Here is an 18,712-nt window from a genome sequence, read left to right on the forward strand (position 1 = left end):
GGACTTGCAGCGACGGACCTCAGGACACTCTTACACCACGTCTGCGCGCGCGACCTTGGCAGGGGTCGCTCGGACGCCATTTTGGATGGTTTTGCCTGCTACTAAAATTGTAACAGTACTCATATTTGCCCTTTTTTGCCCACGATCCCTTGGTATGTTGTTATAAAGCCGTCCCTGGACTGGAATTGACAGCCCAGGGGCGGCTTTCGCTCGTCGCTGGAGCGTCCCCAGGTGCCGGCATAAAAGGAACGTCCCTAGCTGCCGGATTACTTGTCGATGCCCAGCTTGTGCGGCTTGAAGGCGAGGGCGTTGATGAGCGCGTCAGTGGCAGACTTGACGGCCGCCGGCTGAGGATCGTTGACGTGATCCTCAGGGTGTACGGGCAGGTCCTTCTTGACCGCGTCGTGAATCAAGTTGAGATATTCGGTCACACCGGTAGTCGACAGGTGCGTGCCGTCGCCATCGAACAGATCGTTGCGGTTGGCACTGTACCCGTACCAGTCGATAACGCGCACGTTCTTGTAGCGCGTGGCGGCGTTGGCAATGGCCTGGTTGGTCGAGCCAACCCACGGCTGCGGGCTGCGCGTGTTTACAAACACGACAATGCGCTTGTCTCCCGCATCGGCCATGATGGCATCGATCTGGTCATCGGTCACCAAGCCGTTGGTGCCCAGGGCAAAGACCACGATTTTGCCGGCAAGGTTCTGCTGGAGATAGCCCTCAAATGTCGCACGGCCCGCATCGAACTGGCGGCCCTTTTCGGCATCGATGTGGCTGTGGGGGAATACGCCGTCAAAGGCGTCCACGGCACGTAGCGACACGGAGTCGCCAATCATGAGCAGGTCGTAGGATCCATCGGGGAAGCCATCGTTGTCCTTGTCGGTGTCGTCGGCTGCCTGTTGGTCCGTGGGCGCGGCGTTTTTAGCTTCCTTGTTGAGGACTTCGGCGCCTTCGCCGCTGAGCGCGGAGGTTTCCGGCACAAAGACCAGACCGCCCAGCGCGATGACAAACACGATGCCGCAAGTGGCACACGCAGGAATATGCGCACGCACCCAGTTGGCAGGCGTGGTGGTGCCATCGCGGAACTCGGAGACGGTGCGCCCAAAGGCACCCTTTCTAAACGGCGTCTCGATAAAGCGATAGGAGCATTCGGCTACGGCGACCACCAGCAGTACCTGCAAAATGTACTGCCACCAGGGCGTATCGTTGATATTGGCGACCGGATTCATGAGCAGCAACAGCGGATAGTGCCACAGGTAGATGCTGTAGGAGCGCTTGCCGATCCATACGAGCGGCTCGGCGGACAGCGCGCGGGCAACCATTCCCTGGGGCTGCACGCAGGCTGCGATGACCATGAGCGTGAGGATGGAGCATAACAGCGTGCCGCCGCGATACTGGAACGCGGTGTAGCCGTTGGTGAGTGCGACCATGGCGGCAAGGCCAACCAGACCCACGACGCCCAAGACATCGATGGATGCGGGTGAGGACCAAAAGCGCACGAGGGCGCTCGGCTGTGCCAGGGCGGTATCGGCTGATTCGTCGGCCTTCTTGTCAGGCTTGTCCTCGGCTTTCTTGCCGTGCTTGGCGGCGCCAGCCAGGCGATTGAGCCCCAAACGATGAGCGAGACGCACCGGCGCCAGGTCGCGATCGGGGATAAAGGCCATCCAGGCACCCAGTAGCAGCGAGAACACGCGGGTGTCGGTGCCGTAGTACACGCGGCTGGGGTCGGCGGCGGGATTGTAGAGTACCATCATGGCGAGGGCAGATACCGCGGCAAGGCCCAGAGCCACGCGGCGCGTGTTGGGCTTGCTCACATGCATGGATACCATGGCAAACAGCAATGGCGGCCAAATCAGGTAGAACTGTTCCTCGATGGCGAGCGACCAAAAGTGCGTGATCGGCGAGGGGTCGCCCAGAGCATCGAAGTACGAGACGTTTTGGGCAATCTGCCACCAGTTATTAAAAAACAGCAGCGACGGCAGGATGTCGGGGCGCATCTTGGTGAGCATCACATGGTTAAAGATGGTGCACAGCGCGCAGGTCACCACCACAACGGTTACCACGGCGGGGAACAGGCGACGGATGCGGCGAATCCAGAAGCTCTTGAGGTCGATGCGGCTGGTCTTTGACACTTCGTTGATGAGCAGGCGCGTGATCAGATAGCCCGAGAGCACAAAGAAAATCGTGACGCCAAGCAGGCCGCCCTGTGCCCATGTGAGGTTGAGGTGATAGAGCACTACCGCGACGACGGCGAGCGTGCGCAGGCCGTCGAGGGCGGGGATATATCGAGATTTGGGGCGCGTGGGCGCCTGTTCTTTTGCGGCGCTGTTGGTGTGGGCACCCTTGTTGGCGGGCGCACGACGAGAGCCTGCGGCGTGGCGCGGCTCGGTGGCTTGTCGGTTAGCGCGCGAACGTTCGTGCGGCGCTTGTTGATCGCTCGCGTGGCGTGAGCTGCGCGAACTCGATCGCGGGAATTGTTCCATAAAACATCATCCAATGACGAGAATAATCAGCACGTCTTCATTGTAACCGCCTGCTCCTGTGAATGCTTGCTGCCGGCGCAAGCTCAAGCGCGCGTCCACATCAAAGTGAACTAAAGTTATAGAGGCGCGAGAGCGCACGATTGACGGCCAACGGCGGGTGCAGAGCCCGCGGACGAGGAGGTTTCCATGGCAGATAGCGGCATCGTTGCGGTGTTCGGCAGCATGAACATGGACCTTTCGGTGGCGTGCGAGCGCATGCCGCGTGCGGGCGAGACCGTTGGCGGCAGCGGGTTTATCACCAACGCCGGCGGCAAAGGCGCCAACCAGGCCGTAGCTGCTGCGCGCATGGGCGCGCACACGCATATGATCGGCGCGGTCGGCTGCGACGCATTTGGCACGTCGCTCGTGGCGGGGCTCCAAGACGCCGGCGTGGACTGTGTCTTTGTAGCGCGTCGCGATGACGTGGAGACGGGAACGGCGACCATCATTCGCTGCGAGGGTGACAACCGCATCGTGCTGTCGCCGGGTGCCAACCATGCGCTCGCGGGCGAGGATGTTGCCCGCGCGCTGAGGCGTCTGGTAGCCGATGAGCTCGACGGAGACGCCAGCGATATTGCCCCGGCTGCCGGAAGCGTCTTTATCGCCCAGGGCGAATGTGACCTTGCGGCGACGGCCGAGGCGCTTGTTTGCGCTCACGAGCTCGGGTTCTATACGGTCTTTAATCCGGCGCCTGCCTGCGAGTTGCCTGCGGAGGCCTGGCCTGCGGTCGACCTGGTCTGTCCCAACGAGACTGAGTGCCAGGTGCTGACGGGCATCTTGCCCGCGGATGATGCGAGCTGCGCCGCGGCGCTCAATGCCCTGCTCGCCAAGGGTGCCGGAGCTGCGGTCATCACGTTGGGCGGCGCCGGGTCGGTTACGCTCGGCGATGACGGCGAGCCGCTGCGCATGCCGGCGCTCTCGAGCACGTTGGTCGATACGACGGCCGCGGGCGATACATTTATCGGTGCGCTTGCCGCGGCTCGCCTGGAGGGCCTGCCGCTCTTTGAGTGCATGGCGGCGGGCGCTCGCGCCTCGGCGGTGACGGTGTCGCGCCTGGGCGCTCAGCAATCAATTCCCACGCGTGCGGAAGTCGAGCACAAGTTTGGTTTAGAAGGTTTGGATGTAGACGGAGAAGCGGAGTAGAACAATGGCAACCAAGAAGCTGATCCTTGATCTGGATATGGGTGTGGATGATGCGATGGCGCTTGCCTATGCCATCGCGAGCCCCGAGGTGGAGCTCGTCGGCATCACCACGTGCTTTGGCAACGTGCGCGTCGAGCAGTCGGCGCACAACTGCTTGGCGGTGCTCGACCTGTTGGGTCGTCCCGAGGTGCCGGTGTACCTGGGCGCCGATCGTCCCGTGAGGGCGACCGAACCCTACACGCCGCCGGCGTCCACCACGCTTATCCACGGCAAGAACGGCATCGGCGGCGCAAGCGTGCCCGCCTCGCCGTACGAGCCGGTGGGCGCGATGTCGGCCGATGGCAATGCGGCGGTCGATTACCTGATTGATGCCGCGCGTACCTATGGTCCCGACTTGGTCTATGTGGCGACCGGTCCGCTCTCCAACCTGGCGCTCGCCCTTGAGCGCGACGCGGCGGCGATGATGTCTATCGGCCGCGTGGTGGTGATGGGTGGCGCCCTGACCGTGCCCGGCAACGTGAGCGCCGGTGCCGAGGCCAACATGGCGAGCGACCCCGAGGCCGCTGACGCCGTGCTGCGCTCGGGCCGCAAACTCACCATGGTTGGTCTTGACGTGACGCATCGCGTGGTGCTGACGCGCCGCGACATTGCCGGTTGGACGGGCTCGGGCACCATGGCGGGCTGCGCATTTGCGAGTATGGTCGAGCACTACATTGGCTCGTACGAGATGAACGCCCCTTACCTGGGCGGCTGCGCGCTGCACGATCCGCTTGCCGTTGCCGTGGCGATTGATCCCACGCTCGTGGGCGCACTTGGTTGCAACTTGCGCGTCGACCTGCTCGGCGAGTATCGCGGCCGCACTATCTGCGACGAGCATCGCCTGTCCGACCCCGACAAGAGCGCGCTTGTGGCACTCACCGTGGACGCCCCGCGCTTTCTGTCCGAGTTCAAGGCGCGCATGGCCCGCATCCTAGGCTAGGCTCGGGATCGAAGCACGCCCATCTGCTCGATGTGGCCGCTGGCGGGTCGACATCTACCGTTCGCCAGCCCGATGGTCCCCGGGGCGGGGAGAGCGCTATAATGCATTCTGCATCTTGGATTGTTACTCCTGTGTGGAGGCATGCCCAAGAGCAATACAACACGGATTGTTACGTAAGGCATGACCGCAATAGCACTGCTATTGGCTATCATGCCTTTTTCTGTGAGTGTTCTTGAAAGGAGGTTCACCATGCTTGCAATTAAAAAGCTTAACAACAACGCGGTTCTTTGCCGTGACGGACAGGGGCGAGATGTCATCGCCATGGGCAGGGGCGTCGGTTTCGGCGGAGATTTTCCTCGAGAGCTCCCTCTTTCTAAAATCGAGCATACGTTTTACGACATTGATCCTAAAGGACAAGATGTCATGAGGGATCTTCCCTCGGATATCGTGATGTTTGCGGCGAAAGTTATGGACATCGTTGCCAACGAACTGCCCTACGACCTCTCGACCAATGCGACGCTGTTCATGGCTGATCACCTGTCGTTTGCCGTTGCGCGAGCCCAAAAGGGGGTCCGCATCGCGATGCCTCTTGCCTATGAAGTGCGGGAGACGTATCCGAAGGAATACAAGGCTGCCCAGTTTATCGTCATGCGACTCGAGAAGGAGCTCGGAGAGCGGCTTCCCAAGGATGAGATTGCCAGTATTGCGATGAATCTCGTGAACGCACGGGTTGTTGAAGCCGTCAAAGCCACGGCCGAGCCCGCAAAGCAGTTCGACGATATGCTCGAGGACGTTATCGAGATTCTCGAAAGCGATTTCCGCATTATTGTCGACCGCGATTCCTTTGATTTCACCCGCTTCGCCACGCATCTGCGGTACCTGTTCAAGCGCATTCAAGCCGGCGAGTCGCTGAACAGCGCCAACATGCAGATGTACAAGAACTTTCGTGAGGAGTTTCCGCAGTTGGCAGAGTGCGTGAAGCATATCGGTTCCTATTGTCGTGAAACGTGGGACGCCACGCTCTCCGAGGAGGAGGAACTCTATCTGATGATCCATCTCAACCGGATCATCTCCAAAAAAGGATTGTAACCCGTAGCCATTCGGGGCATGACCTTTGCCGATTCGAACAGTAAGCCAAGATTGTGCAAAGGAGCCAATGATGGCAAATTACAAAAAGGTGGCAGAGCAGATTCTCTCCACTGTGGGCGGGGCGGAAAACGTGGCTTCGGTTACGCATTGCATGACGCGCCTGCGCTTCAACCTCAAGGATGAAAGCCTCTCGAATGATGAGAAGCTTGAGGACATCTCGTCTATCATCAGCGTCGTGCACGCCGGAGGGCAGGTGCAGCTGGTGGTCGGGCCCACGGTCGACAAGGTCTACGACGAGGTTTGTAAGCAGGGCGGATTCGAGGTCACGGTATCGATTGACGAGGAACTCGATGGCCCTCAGCTTAGCTGGAAGGAGCGCTTGGCGCCCAAGCACCTCTTCAATCAGCTGCTCGATGCCGTGAGCGGCGCTATCACCCCGATCCTTCCGATCTTTTGTGTCGCCGGTATCTTCAAGATGTTCGTTATTCTGTTTGGGCCCGAAGGCGCCGGTTTTATGTCCGAAACGAGCGACCTGTATCGGATCCTTTCCCTGGTGGGCGATGCGGCGTATTACTACTTCCCGGTGTTTGCCGCCTATAGCTCGGCTAAGAAGTTCAAAACGAGTCCTGTGCTGGCACTGCTCATCGCTGTTGTGATGATTTATCCCGACATGCTCGCTATTGTTGAGGACGGAAAGCCTTTCAGCGTCTTCGGCATCCCCATGCAGCTCGTCAACTACACCCAGGCTGTTCTTCCGGTCATCTTGATCACCTGGGCCCAGTCCTATGTTGAGCGCTTCTTTAAGAAGATCTCGCCTGATATGTTGCGCATTCTGATCGTACCCGTGGGTACGGTGCTCGTGATGTTGCCGGTCGCGCTGTGCCTCTGCGGCCCTGCCGTCCAATTTGTCATGGGCCTTGTGGCCGATTTCATCATTTGGCTCGCCTCTGTTGCCGGTCCCGCTGCGACCGCGGTTATCGGCGCATTCTGGAATCTGATCATCGCCACCGGCATGCACGTGCCGATCTATACCGCCATATTGCCCGCCGCGCTCCAGAACGGTTACGACGCCATCTTATACCCCGGCACCGCGGTTGTAGCCTACACCACGCTTGCCATCGCGCTCGCCTATGGCCTGCGCGCTAAGGACAAGGAGAGTCGAGCCACGGGCTGGAACTTGTTCATCACCTATGCCTTCGGTCGCGTGAGTGAGCCCATCATCTACGGCATCCTGTTTCGCGACAAGAAGGCTCTTGCCTGGAACATGATTGGTGGTGCTGTCGGTGGTCTGCTGGTAAGCCTTCTTCATGCCAACGTCTATATCTTCACTGGCGTTGGTTTCCCATGGATGAACGTGCTCATGTTTGCTCAGGATATCATCCCTGGCACCATCGGGTGTCTTGCTGGCGGTGCCGTGACGTTTGCGTTGGCGATGATTTTTGGATTTGAAGGACAGGAGAAGATGCCGTTGAAGTCCAAGAGCGGCGATTCTGAGGCCGTTGAATCCGTCGAGGCATAAGAGGCTACTACACAAATATGCTCCCCAGCCGTTGCGCGGTCCGACCCCTTGGCCGCGCAACGGTACTGTGCTGTTGCGCGGCACTTGCCGAGTCCGTTGCGTTCGACAGTGTGGGCCGGGAATTTGATAGAAAGGACGACACCATAATGTTTAGAGAAGATTTTTTATGGGGCGGGGCTCTGGCTGCAAACCAGTGCGAGGGAGGATGGAACGAAGGCGGTCGCGGTTTAGCCAATTCCGACATGCTGCCGTTTGGCGATCAACGCATGGACGTCATGCGGGGAGACCTTGATCCGCGTGCGTTGGCACCCGACAGCTTCTATCCCGCTCGCAAGGGCATTGATTTTTACCATAGGTACAAGCAGGATATTGAACTGTTTGCCCAGATGGGTTTTAAATGCCTGCGCTTATCAATCGCCTGGAGCCGCATTTTTCCCAAAGGAGACGAAGCCGAGCCCAATGAAGAAGGCCTTGCCTTTTACGAGGATGTTTTTAGGACGTGTCGCGCGCATGACATTGAGCCTTTGGTGACGCTCAACCACTATGATGTCCCCATGCATCTCGTCGATGCGTATGGCGGATGGCGCGATCGCAGGTTGGTCGACCTGTTCGAGCGATATTCGCGTACCGTGTTCGAGCGCTATCGGGGATTGGTCAATTATTGGCTGACCTTTAACGAGATCAACATCATGACGCAGGCGTGCTTTATGGCGGCGGGGATCATCTTCGAGCAAGGGGAGAATCGCTATGCAACGGTTCACACGGCCGTGCACCATGTATTGGTTGCGAGCGCCCGTGCGGTCGGGGCGTGTCATGAACTGTGCCCTGGGGCGAAGATCGGTTGCATGCTCAACGCAGGTGTCTTCTATCCGGCTACATGTGATCCGGACGATGTGCTGGCTGCGCAGGCTGAGAATCGCAGCCATTACATGTTTACCGACGTCCAGGTGCGCGGTGCGTACCCGAGCTATGTTCTCAAGGAATACGCCCGCCATGGTTTTGAGGTGCCCTATCGGGATGATGACCGCGAAGTACTGGCTGCAAACCTGGTCGATTTCGTCTCGTTTTCGTATTACTCGACGCGCGTCGCAAAAGCGCATGCGGAAGGTCAGTTCGATTCGAACCTTCTTCGCTCGGCGCCTAATCCGTATCTAAAACAGGAGCCTTGGGGGAGGTTTATCGACCCCAAAGGGCTGCGCGTCACCATGAATGAAATCTGGGATCGCTATCAAAAGCCGCTGTTCATCGTCGAAAACGGTTTGGGTGCTCCTGATGTGCCGGAAGATTCGGGTGAAATAGAAGACGACTATCGAGTTGAATACCTGCGGGCCCACATCGAGGCGATGAGGGAGACCGTCGAGCTCGACGGGGTGGAACTCATGGGATATACCTGTTGGGGCCCGATCGATTTGGTTTCGGTCGCCACAGGACAGATGCGTAAGCGCTACGGGTTTATCTATGTCGATCGAGACGATAGCGGTGCGGGCTCGTTTGAGAGACGTAAAAAGAAAAGCTTCGAATGGTACCGACGCGTAATAGCAAGCAATGGCGAAGACCTTGCGTAATAACGTTAAGATGGACAAATGCGCCCGTTGGGGGAATAGTCGGGCCACTTCGCTTGACAACAGGCTAAACTAGCTATTAAACATTTACTATTCTGTTTAGATTGAATTTGCGGTCGTTTAGTTGCCGAGCCACGGGGCGGTCAAGCCACGATGCTCGGCCGCGACCGATGCTAGGGGGAACGATGGCTAAAGCAAGCGTCCGCGAGATCAGCCGCATTACCGGCTTTTCGCCCGCAACCGTGTCCAACGCGCTCAACCGCAAGCGCAGCGTGAGCGAGGAGACCGCCAAGGTCATCCTGGAGTGCGCGCAGTCGCTTGGCTATCAGCAGTCGACGCAGCTCGAGAGCATCCAGTTTGTGCTTGCGCGCAAGACGGGCGCCATCCTGGACGAGAGCACCTTCCATCCCGCGGTCATCGAGGGCGTGGAGCGCCAGGCGCGTCGCCACGGCATGAGCACGAGCTTTGTCTCGCTCGACTTTAGCGACCTGGACGCCGTGCGCCCGCAGGTCGAGGGCCTTATCGCCGATCCGTCAGCCGCTATCGTGCTGATGGGTACGGAGCTGGGCGAGGAGGACTACGCCCTGTTCGCCGACGCTGCCGCCCACCTGATCGTGCTCGATGGCTGGAGCGACCGCCAGTACTTCGACGCCGTGGTCATTGCCAACACCGATTCGGTGCTGCGTGCCGTTGATTACCTTATCGAGAAGGGTCACAAGCAAATCGGCTACCTGGCAGGCGACCTTCGCATCCGCAATTTCAAGGACCGCGAGCGTGGCTATCGCCAAGCGCTTGAGGACGCGGGCCTTGAGGCCAATTCGGCATGGCGCGTCACCCTGGGCACCACGCTCGAGGGCGCCTATCGCGACATGGGTGCTTGGCTCGATACGGTCTCGCACGACGATCTGCCGACGGCTTTCTTTGCCGAGAACGACGTGCTCGCCGTGGGTGCTATGCGTGCGTTGAGTGAGCATGGCATTCGCGTGCCCGAAGATGTCTCGATGATTGGCTTCGACGATCTTTCCGTGGGCGCCTTCTCCAACCCGCCGCTCACCACGGTGCACGTTCCAAAGCACGAGGTGGGCGAGATCGCGGTGCGTCGCCTGGTGGGCAACATCCGCAACCCCAAGAGCTATACCTGCAAGACGGCCGTGTCGACCTACTTTGTCGAGCGCCAGAGCGTGTGCGAGATCTAGGCGAAGAAAACGCCGGGGCGCAGGGCGGCAAAGCTCGCTAAGGCAGCCATATCTAACGCTACTAAGAGAGGGTCCTTCGGGGCCCTCTTTTTGTTTCCCTTGTATGTTCAGTTTGTTTACATACCGTTTAGGCTGATTTCTCTACCGTTTACGGGACTTTCGCGCTAGACTATTAAACAAAAGAGTAAAACATTTAGTAAACAGAACAAAACGAAACATGCGTCTGTTTACTGAACATGTGATTAGGGGAGGACGTACATGGACAAGATCAAGCTCGGCTTTGTGCCCACGCGCCGCAGCATCTTTAGCGCGCCGGACGCAATCAAGTATCGCGGCCTGACGGCTGATCGCCTGCGCGAGATCGGCGTCGACATCGTGGATATCGACGACATCAATGACGAGGGCCTGCTGTTCGACGACAGCCACATTGAGCCTATCGTCAAGAAATTCCGCGCCGAGGGCGTCGATGGCATTATGCTGTGCCACGCCAACTTTGGCACCGAGTACGTTTGCGCTCGCCTTGCCCGCGAGCTCGGCCTGCCCGTGCTGCTGTGGGGCCCGCGCGACGAGCGCCCCGAGCCCGACGGCACGCGCCTGCGCGATAGCCAGTGCGGTCTGTTCGCCACCGGCAAGGTCCTGCGCCGCTTCCAGGTTCCCTTCACCTACATGACCAACTGCCGCCTGACCGACCCCGAGTTCGAGCGCGGCGTTTGGGACTTTTTGGCCGTTTGCAACGTGGTCAAGACCTTCAAGCACACCCGCATCCTGCAGATGGCCACCCGTCCATTCGACTTCTGGTCGACCATGTGCAACGAGGGCGAGCTGCTCGAGAAGTTCAACATCCAGCTTTCGCCTATCCCCATGACCGAACTTGTCCAGGCTGTGCGCGACGCCCAGGCCGACGAGCAGGCCATGGCCGCCATGCTTGCCCACATCAACGACAGCTTTGAGATCTGCATCCCCGAGGACAAGGTCCCTGCGGTCGCCGGTCTTGCCATCGCCATGAAGCGCTTGGTCGAGAAGTATGGCTGCAACGCCGGTGCCATTCAGTGCTGGAACGCTCTGCAGGACGAGCTGGGCATTATGCCCTGCGCCGCCAACGCCATCCTCAACGAGATGGGCATTCCTATCGTATGCGAGACCGATATCCACGGCGCCATCACCGCGCTGATGGTCGAGGCCGCCGACCTGGGCCGTCACCGCGGCATGTTCGCCGACTGGACCGTGCGCCATCCCGATAACGAGAACGGCGAGCTGCTGCAGCATTGCGGCCCCTGGCCCTGCAGCTGCGCGGCCGTCAAGCCCAAGCTCACCTACCCGCTGGCTTTCGATCACCCCGGCGCGCTGACGGCCGAGGCCAAGCACGGCGACCTCACCCTTGCCCGCTTTGACGGTGACAACGGCGAGTACTCGCTGCTACTGGGCAACGCCCGCGGCATCGACGGCCCGGCCGGCATGGGCACCTACCTGTGGGTCGAGGTCGACAACCTCAAGCGCCTCGAGGCCAAGATCGTCGAGGGTCCCTACATCCACCACTGCGTCGCCATTCACGCCAACGTGGTGCCGGTGCTCTACGAGGCGTGCAAGTACATCGGCATTGCCCCCGACTTATACGACCCGATTGAAGAAGACGTCAAAGCCTACCTGCGAGGAGAGTAGAAATGGCAACTATCGAAGAGCTTGAGTCCCTGCGTTGGGACCTTCGCCGCGATTGCGTCGATATCATCATGGCTGGCGCCGGCGGCCACATCGGCGGCGACATGTCGGTGATTGACGCCCTCATGACCCTCTATGCCAACCACCTCAACATTTCGCCCGAGACCGTCGACGATCCCAACCGCGACCGCTTCGTGCTCTCTAAGGGCCACGCCATGGAGGCTTACTACGCGGTGCTCTGCCACGAGGGCTATCTTGACCTCGACGACGTCAAGGCCCGCTTCTCCAAGTTCGGCAGCCCCTACATCAGCCACCCCAACAACAAGCTCAAGGGCATCGAGATGAACTCGGGCTCGCTGGGTCACGGCCTGCCCGTGGCCGTGGGCATGGCGCTCGCCGGCAAGATGGACGGCCGCGACTATCGCGTCTACACCATCATGGGCGACGGCGAGCTTGCCGAGGGCTCGGTCTGGGAGGGCGCCATGAGCGGCGGCAACTACCAGCTCGATAACCTGTGCGCGCTCGTGGACCGCAACCGCCTGCAGATCAGCGGTAGCACCGAGGACGTCATGAAGCAGGATTCGCAGGAGGAGCGCTGGGCCGCCTTCGGTTGGAACGTGCTGTCCATTCCGGGCAACGACGTCCAGGCCATCGACGCCGCGCTGACGCTGGCCGCCGAGACCAAGGGTAAGCCCACGGTCATCATCCTCAACACGGTGAAGGGCTACGGCTCGCCGGTTATGGAGGACAAGGCCGCCTGGCATCATCACCTGCCCAACGATGAGGAATATGCCCAGATTATCGCCGATTTCGCTGCCCATAAGGAGGCTATCAATGGCTAACAAGATCGCCAACCGCAAGGTTATCTGCGACACGCTGCTCGAGGCCGCCGCAACTGACAAGGACATCGTCGTCCTGTGTTCCGACTCCCGCGGCTCTGCATCGCTCACGCCGTTCTTTGACCAGTATCCCCAGCAGTCCATTGAGGTCGGCATCGCCGAGCAGGACCTGGTGAGCATCGCCGCCGGTATGGCCTCGTGCGGCAAGAAGGCCTGGGCCGCCTCGCCGGCGTCCTTTGTGACCACGCGTTCGTATGAGCAGTGCAAGGTCGACGTTTCGTACTCCAACACCAACGTCAAGCTCATCGGCATCTCGGGCGGCGTGTCCTACGGCGCTTTGGGCATGAGCCATCACTCCGCGCAGGATATCGCCGCCATGAGCGCGATTCCCAACATGCGCGTGTATCTGCCGAGCGACCGCTTCCAGACCGCCGAGCTCGTGCGGGCCCTGGTCGCCGATAACAAACCGGCCTACATCCGCGTGGGCCGCAACCCGGTCGAGGACGTGTACACCGAGGACGAGTGCCCGTTCCAGATGGATCGCGCCACCTGGGTACGCCGCGGCACCGATGTAACGCTCGTCGCTACCGGCGAGATGGTCCGCCATGCCGTGGACGCTGCCGACCTGCTGGCCGAGCAGGGCATCTCGGCAACGGTACTCGACATGTACTGCGTCAAGCCGCTCGACGCCGAGGCCGTGATTGAGGCCGCCGGTGCCACGCGCGCCGTCGTGACCGTCGAGGAGCACAGCCCCTTCGGCGGTCTGGGCTCTATGGTCGCGCAGGTGGTGGGCGAGCATTGCCCGCGTCCGGTCAAGTGTCTGAGCCTGCCCGACGCGCCGGTCATCACCGGCACCTCGCCCGAGGTCTTCACGCACTATGGCCTCACCGGCGAAGGTATTGCCAAGACGGTCGCCGACTTCCTCGGCAACTAGTAGAAACAGACGCTGCGCGGCCGCCAAGCACCGCACCTTGCCGTTCAAACCGTCGCTTGCGTACACAAAGTACGCGGCGCTCCTCTTTCACGGCAATCTGCGGCACTTGGCGGCCGCTCGCTCCTTGTTCGCCGGGCTGTCTTTGCTTTGGCGGAAGGAATGGGAGAGTACATGAGCAACTACATCATCGGAATCGATCAGTCCACGCAGGGCACCAAGGCGCTGCTGGTGGACGAGGGCGGCCATCTGATTCATCGTGCCGACCGCGCGCATCGCCAGATCGTCAACGAGGCCGGCTGGGTGAGCCATGATCCGGCCGAGATCGCGGCCAACGTTCTGGCCGTGGCGCGCGCCGTGGTGGAGGAGACCGGGGTCGACCCGGCCGACGTCGCCGGCATTGGCATTTCCAACCAGCGTGAGACCACCGTTGCCTGGAACCGTGCGACGGGCGAGCCGCTGTGCGACGCCGTGGTGTGGCAGTGCGCCCGCGCCCGTGAACTGTGTGACGAGCTGGCCGCCCGCGAGGGCGTGACCGAGCTGGTGCGCGACACGACGGGCCTGGTGCTCTCGCCTTACTATCCGGCGGGCAAGATGGCCTGGATTCTCGCAAACGTGCCGGCGGCTGCTAAGGCCGCTGCGGCGGGCGAGCTTTGCCTTGGCACGATTGACGCCTGGGTGGTCTGGACGCTCACGGGCGGCGCCGAGTTCCGCTGCGACTGGTCCAACGCCAGCCGTACGCAGCTCTTTGACCTGCGCCGCGGCTGCTGGAGCGAGCCGGTGTGCGAGGCCTTTGGCATCGACACTGCCTGCCTGCCGCAGGTGACCGATTCCGACGGCCTGTTCGGTACAACGGACCTGGGCGGCTTTTTGCCGGCGCCCGTGCCTGTGCACGGCGTGCTCGGCGACAGCCATGCGGCCTTGTTTGCACAGGGCTGCCACAGCCGCGGCATGGCCAAGGCGACGTATGGCACCGGCAGTTCGGTCATGATGAACGTCGGCGACGAGTTCGTCGCCAGCTCGCACGGGCTTTCGAGCTCACTTGCGTGGCGCATGGACGGCGTGACCGAGTACGTGCTCGAGGGCAACGTGAGCTACGCCGGCGCCGTCAAGACGTGGCTGCGCGACGACCTGGAGCTCATCAATAACCCCGAAGAGGTCACCGACCTGTGCTATGCCGCCAGCCCGGCGAGCCGCGTCTACTTTGTGCCGGCGTTTACCGGCCTGGGTGCGCCGCACTGGGCGAGCGACGCCGAGGGCTGCGTCTTTGGCATGACGCGCACCACGGGTCGCGCGGAGTTCGTAAAGGCCGCCGACGAGTCGATCGCCTATCAGATCTTCGACGTGATCGACGCGATGGTCGAGGATTCGGGTGCGGCGTTGGCCGAGCTTCGCGTTGACGGCGGTCCCACGCGCGATGCGTACCTGATGCAGTTTGAGAGCGACCTGGTGGGCTCGCCCATCCGCATCGCGAGCAACGACGAGATGAGCGGCCTGGGCGCGGCTTGGGCCTGCGGCATTGCGCTGGGCATGTACACGCGCGACGTGGTCGACGTCTACGGTGCCCGCGGCATCGTGGAGCCTGCCATGCCCGCCGACGAGCGAGACAAAAAGATCGCCGGCTGGCGCCATGCAGTGGCCGCGACTATCTCGTACACCGCCTAGCATGATTTTTCTGGGACGGGGATCAAATAATCATCGGTCCTCGTCCCAGGTGGCTAATTTGGGACGGGGCTTTTTTGACTGGTATGATTGGTGTGACCATTCGAACCAGCTAAAAGAGCCCCGTCCCAAATTGACTATCGAGAGGATCTGCCATGGAGCGCATTGCGAGCTTTTCTGTCGATCATCTGCTGCTTGAGCCCGGCGTATACGTGAGTCGCATCGACCGCGATCCGGCGACCGGCGCTGCCGTCACCACCTTTGACCTGCGTCTGACCACGCCCAATAAAGAGCCGGTCATGAACACGGCTGAGTGCCACACCATCGAGCACCTGGGTGCGACCTTCCTTCGCAATCATGCCGAGTGGTCGAGCCGTATCGTTTACTTTGGCCCCATGGGCTGCCGCACGGGCTTTTACCTGGTCGTGTTTGGCGAGGTGACGAGCGAGGAGATCCTGCCGCTCGTGCGCGAGCTCTTTGAGTTCGTCGCCGACTTTGAGGGCGATGTCCCCGGTGCCGCTCCCGAGGAGTGCGGCAACTACCTGGACCAGAACCTTCCCATGGCAAACTGGCTCGCGCGCCGCTACCTCGACCGCGACCTGGCCGATATCGACGGGAAACACCTGCACTATCAGCAGGCATAACGCTGCCCGCGGGAATAACGTTTGCAACAGAAGCGCCTCTGCTCTTTGCGGGGCGCTTTTTCGCATCGAATGCTCAAAATAGTATGCGTTTGTTCTAGAATGTTCGTATAGTCACAACTACGAACAGGAGTGAACATGCATATCTACTCTGTTACCGATCCCGAGTTCAAGTCCTACGGCCGCGTGTGGGACGACGTGCCCTCCAACCTGACCGCCCCACTCGTCGAGGCGCTTTCCGCCACGCCCATCCCCGAGGGTAGCAAGTATGTGGCCTCCGCGCCCGAGCTGGAGCAGGTCGAAGGCGCCGACACGCTCGGTCTGCTCATGTACGGCGGCCGCCCCTTCCAGCTGGGCTGGTGCAACGGCCATAACACGAAGCTCAATTGCCTGGAGTATCACCGCGCCAGCGAGTTTAACCTGGGCGCCCGCGATTTTATCCTGCTGCTGGCCAAGCGCGAGCAGATCGTCGACGGTAAGCTCGACACCGCGCAGGTCAAGGCCTTCCGCGCGCCGGCCGGCACGCTCGTCGAGGTCTACGCCACCACGCTCCACTACACGCCCTGCATGGTCGACGACGGCGGCTTCCAAGTGATGGTTGCCCTGCCCGCAGGCACCAACGGCCCGCGCCCCGAGGCTGCAGCCGATATGCCCGCCGCCGGTGACAGCTACTGCTACTGGAAGGCCGATAAGTGGGTTCTCTGCCACGCCGATAGCCCCAAGGCTGCCGAGGGCGGCTACGTAGGCCTCACCGGCAAGAACCTCGACATCACCTGCGACTAGCCCCACTAACTTGCGGTGGAATAGTTCCTGTTTAGGGGTGCGGTGCCAAAAACAAGAACTATTTCACCGCAACTGATGAGACCACCACAAAGGTGCCTGCCCCCTTTGCGGTGGTTTGTCTATATAGAACATCTGTACGACTCCTTTCCTTTCTTTCCTATTTTTTCCTTTTTTTCCTATTGAGGCGGGCGGTCAGATTTCCGTCTGTCTCAATCTGTAACATCTAGCAGGCAGAATCGTCTCTACCTGTTACAGATCGAGACAAACGAGCGGAGCCTCCCGAATAATCTCAATCTGTAACATCTGACCCGGTTTTGACGGCCTTTCCGTTACAGATCGAGACAAACCGGTCTCCAACCACCACAAAGGTGCCTGTCCCCTTTGTGGTGGTTGGGTATCAGAAAGTGTCAGGCTCGGGCGGCTGCTGGGCGCCTGCGTGCGAAAAGAAGTGTCGACCTGCGCCGTTGTCGTTGAGCGGCGCGCTGTTTGTGGGGGATACTGAAACCACGACAAGCAGCGTATGAAAGGACCGATGCATGGCTTTCCGTAAAGACTTCCTGTGGGGCGGCGCGACGGCCGCCAACCAGTGCGAGGGCGCCTACGACGTGGATGGCCGCGGCCTGGCCAACGTGGACGTGGCCCCGCACGGCTCCGAGCGCTTCGCGGTGGTCTCCGGCCAGCGCAAGATGCTCGACTTCGAGGACGGCTATTACTATCCCGCGCAGACCGGCATCGATTTCTACCATCACTACAAGGAGGACATCGCCCTCTTTGCCGAGATGGGCTTTAAGACCTTCCGCATGAGCCTGGCATGGACCCGCATCTTCCCCAACGGCGACGAGACCGAGCCCAACGAGGCCGGCCTGGCTTTCTACGAAGACGTGTTCCGCGAGTGCCAAAAGTACGGCATCGAGCCCCTCGTGACCATCACGCACTTCGACTGCCCCATTCACCTCATCAAGGAGTACGGCGGCTGGCGCAACCGCAAGCTCATTGACTTCTACAAGAACCTGGCCACCACGATCTTCACCCGCTACAAGGGCCTGGTGAAGTACTGGCTCACCTTTAACGAGATCAACATGATCCTGCACCTGCCGTTTATGGGTGCCGGCCTGGTCTTTGAGGAGGGCGAGAACAAGGAGGCCGTCGAGTACCTGGCCGCCCACAACGAGCTCGTCGCCAGCGCTTGGGCCACCAAGATCGCCCACGAGATCGACCCCGAGGTCAAGATTGGCTGCATGCTCGCTGCCGGCACCTACTACCCCTACAGCTGTCGCCCGGGCGATGTGCGCCAGGCCCAGCTCGACAACCAGGACAACTACTTCTTCGTCGACGTCCAGAGCCGTGGCTATTACCCGGCCTATGCCGTCAAGAAGCTCGAGCGCCTGGGCATCGATGTGGGCATGACCGACGAGGACCGCGAGATCCTGGCCGACAACACCGTCGACTTCATCAGCTTTAGCTACTACAGCACCCGCTGCTCCGCGGGCGCTGACAATCCCGACGTCGAGAAGACCCAGGGCAACGCCTTCGCCGGCGCCAAGAATCCGTATCTTCAGCAGAGCCAGTGGGGCTGGGCCATCGATCCGCTGGGCTTCCGCATCACCCTCAACGACCTGTACGACCGCTATCAGAAGCCGCTGTTCGTGGTCGAGAACGGTCTGGGCGCCAAGGACGTTGTCGAGGAGGACGGCTCCATCAACGACGACTACCGTATCGACTACCTGCGCCAGCATATCGCCGCGATGCGCGATGCGGTGACCGAGGACGGCGTTGACCTGCTGGGCTACACCACCTGGGGCCCGATCGACCTGGTGTCTGCCGGCACGGGCGAGATGTCCAAGCGCTACGGCTTTATCTATGTCGACCGCGATGATGCGGGCAACGGCACCCTCAAGCGTTCCAAAAAGAAGAGCTTCGACTGGTACAAACACGTCATCGAGACGAACGGCGAGGACCTGGCCTAAGGCTTCCCAACAACCATAGCCTCCTAACCAAAACGCCCGGCGAGCAGTTAATGCCCGCCGGGCGTTTTGTTAAGAAGTGAAAGCACTCATTGGGGACGTACTTAAATGAGTGCCCGCAGAATGAGAGTGGATAATCTCCCGTTTTTAGCCTGTTTGTGGGCTCAAAGTGGGAGATTATCCACTCTCGCCATTTGGGCGTCCAAAAATCCTCGCTCGTTTTGTC

The 18,712-nt window shown here is 60.7% G+C and carries 14 protein-coding genes; 13 read left to right on the forward strand and 1 reads right to left on the reverse strand.

Translation table 11 applies throughout. The annotated features are described in order from the left end of the window. Positions 1-266: 266 nt before the first annotated feature. On the reverse strand, positions 267-2,483 hold the full coding sequence (locus tag I2G43_RS07565) for an acyltransferase family protein (protein WP_195535690.1): 2,217 nt from the start codon (positions 2,481-2,483) through the stop codon (positions 267-269). Between the two features lie 186 nt (positions 2,484-2,669). Here I2G43_RS07565 and I2G43_RS07570 point away from each other — a divergent pair, with 186 nt between their 5' ends. The 13 genes from I2G43_RS07570 (at position 2,670) to I2G43_RS07630 (ending at position 18,489) form a co-directional block, all read left to right on the forward strand. Further along, the gene (locus I2G43_RS07570) at positions 2,670-3,665 is read left to right on the forward strand and encodes a ribokinase (protein ID WP_195535691.1); all 996 of its coding nucleotides are present in this window, start codon (positions 2,670-2,672) and stop codon (positions 3,663-3,665) included. A gap of 4 nt (positions 3,666-3,669) precedes the next feature. Then, positions 3,670-4,644, forward strand: coding sequence for a nucleoside hydrolase (locus I2G43_RS07575; RefSeq protein ID WP_195535692.1), 975 nt, complete (start codon positions 3,670-3,672; stop codon positions 4,642-4,644). 249 nt (positions 4,645-4,893) lie between these two features. Further along, positions 4,894-5,733, forward strand: a complete 840-nt coding sequence (locus tag I2G43_RS07580) for a PRD domain-containing protein (protein ID WP_229030469.1) — start codon at positions 4,894-4,896, stop codon at positions 5,731-5,733. 70 nt (positions 5,734-5,803) lie between these two features. Further along, positions 5,804-7,252, forward strand: a complete 1,449-nt coding sequence (locus I2G43_RS07585; RefSeq protein WP_229071698.1) for a PTS transporter subunit EIIC — start codon at positions 5,804-5,806, stop codon at positions 7,250-7,252. Between the two features lie 146 nt (positions 7,253-7,398). Further along, entirely contained in the window at positions 7,399-8,817 is a 1,419-nt protein-coding gene (locus I2G43_RS07590; protein ID WP_164473267.1) for a 6-phospho-beta-glucosidase, read from the forward strand. A 182-nt stretch (positions 8,818-8,999) separates the two neighbouring features. Then, the gene (locus I2G43_RS07595; protein ID WP_195535694.1) at positions 9,000-10,010 is read left to right on the forward strand and encodes a LacI family DNA-binding transcriptional regulator; all 1,011 of its coding nucleotides are present in this window, start codon (positions 9,000-9,002) and stop codon (positions 10,008-10,010) included. Positions 10,011-10,268: 258 nt separating this feature from the next. Further along, positions 10,269-11,669: an L-fucose/L-arabinose isomerase family protein gene (locus I2G43_RS07600; protein ID WP_195535695.1), complete on the forward strand. Its 1,401-nt coding sequence runs from the start codon at positions 10,269-10,271 to the stop codon at positions 11,667-11,669. A 2-nt stretch (positions 11,670-11,671) separates the two neighbouring features. Next, the gene (locus I2G43_RS07605; RefSeq protein ID WP_229071699.1) at positions 11,672-12,508 is read left to right on the forward strand and encodes a transketolase; all 837 of its coding nucleotides are present in this window, start codon (positions 11,672-11,674) and stop codon (positions 12,506-12,508) included. Continuing rightward, positions 12,501-13,439 (forward strand): transketolase family protein, encoded by a 939-nt coding sequence (locus tag I2G43_RS07610; RefSeq protein ID WP_195535696.1) that lies wholly within the window; start codon positions 12,501-12,503, stop codon positions 13,437-13,439. The genes I2G43_RS07605 and I2G43_RS07610 overlap by 8 nt, the downstream gene beginning before the upstream one ends. Positions 13,440-13,610: 171 nt before the next feature. Beyond that, positions 13,611-15,101 carry an FGGY family carbohydrate kinase gene (locus I2G43_RS07615; RefSeq protein ID WP_195535697.1) on the forward strand — a complete coding sequence of 497 codons (1,491 nt, stop codon included), beginning with the start codon at positions 13,611-13,613 and terminating at the stop codon, positions 15,099-15,101. Positions 15,102-15,253: 152 nt separating this feature from the next. After that, complete coding sequence (locus I2G43_RS07620; protein ID WP_195535698.1) at positions 15,254-15,742, forward strand: S-ribosylhomocysteine lyase; 489 nt, start codon at positions 15,254-15,256, stop codon at positions 15,740-15,742. Between the two features lie 135 nt (positions 15,743-15,877). Beyond that, positions 15,878-16,522 carry a DUF4867 family protein gene (locus tag I2G43_RS07625; RefSeq protein ID WP_195535699.1) on the forward strand — a complete coding sequence of 215 codons (645 nt, stop codon included), beginning with the start codon at positions 15,878-15,880 and terminating at the stop codon, positions 16,520-16,522. Between the two features lie 536 nt (positions 16,523-17,058). Further along, positions 17,059-18,489, forward strand: coding sequence for a 6-phospho-beta-glucosidase (locus I2G43_RS07630; RefSeq protein WP_195535700.1), 1,431 nt, complete (start codon positions 17,059-17,061; stop codon positions 18,487-18,489). Positions 18,490-18,712 lie beyond the last annotated feature (223 nt).

The organism is Collinsella aerofaciens (assembly GCF_015557435.1).
Classification (GTDB): Bacteria; Actinomycetota; Coriobacteriia; order Coriobacteriales; family Coriobacteriaceae; genus Collinsella; species Collinsella aerofaciens_Z.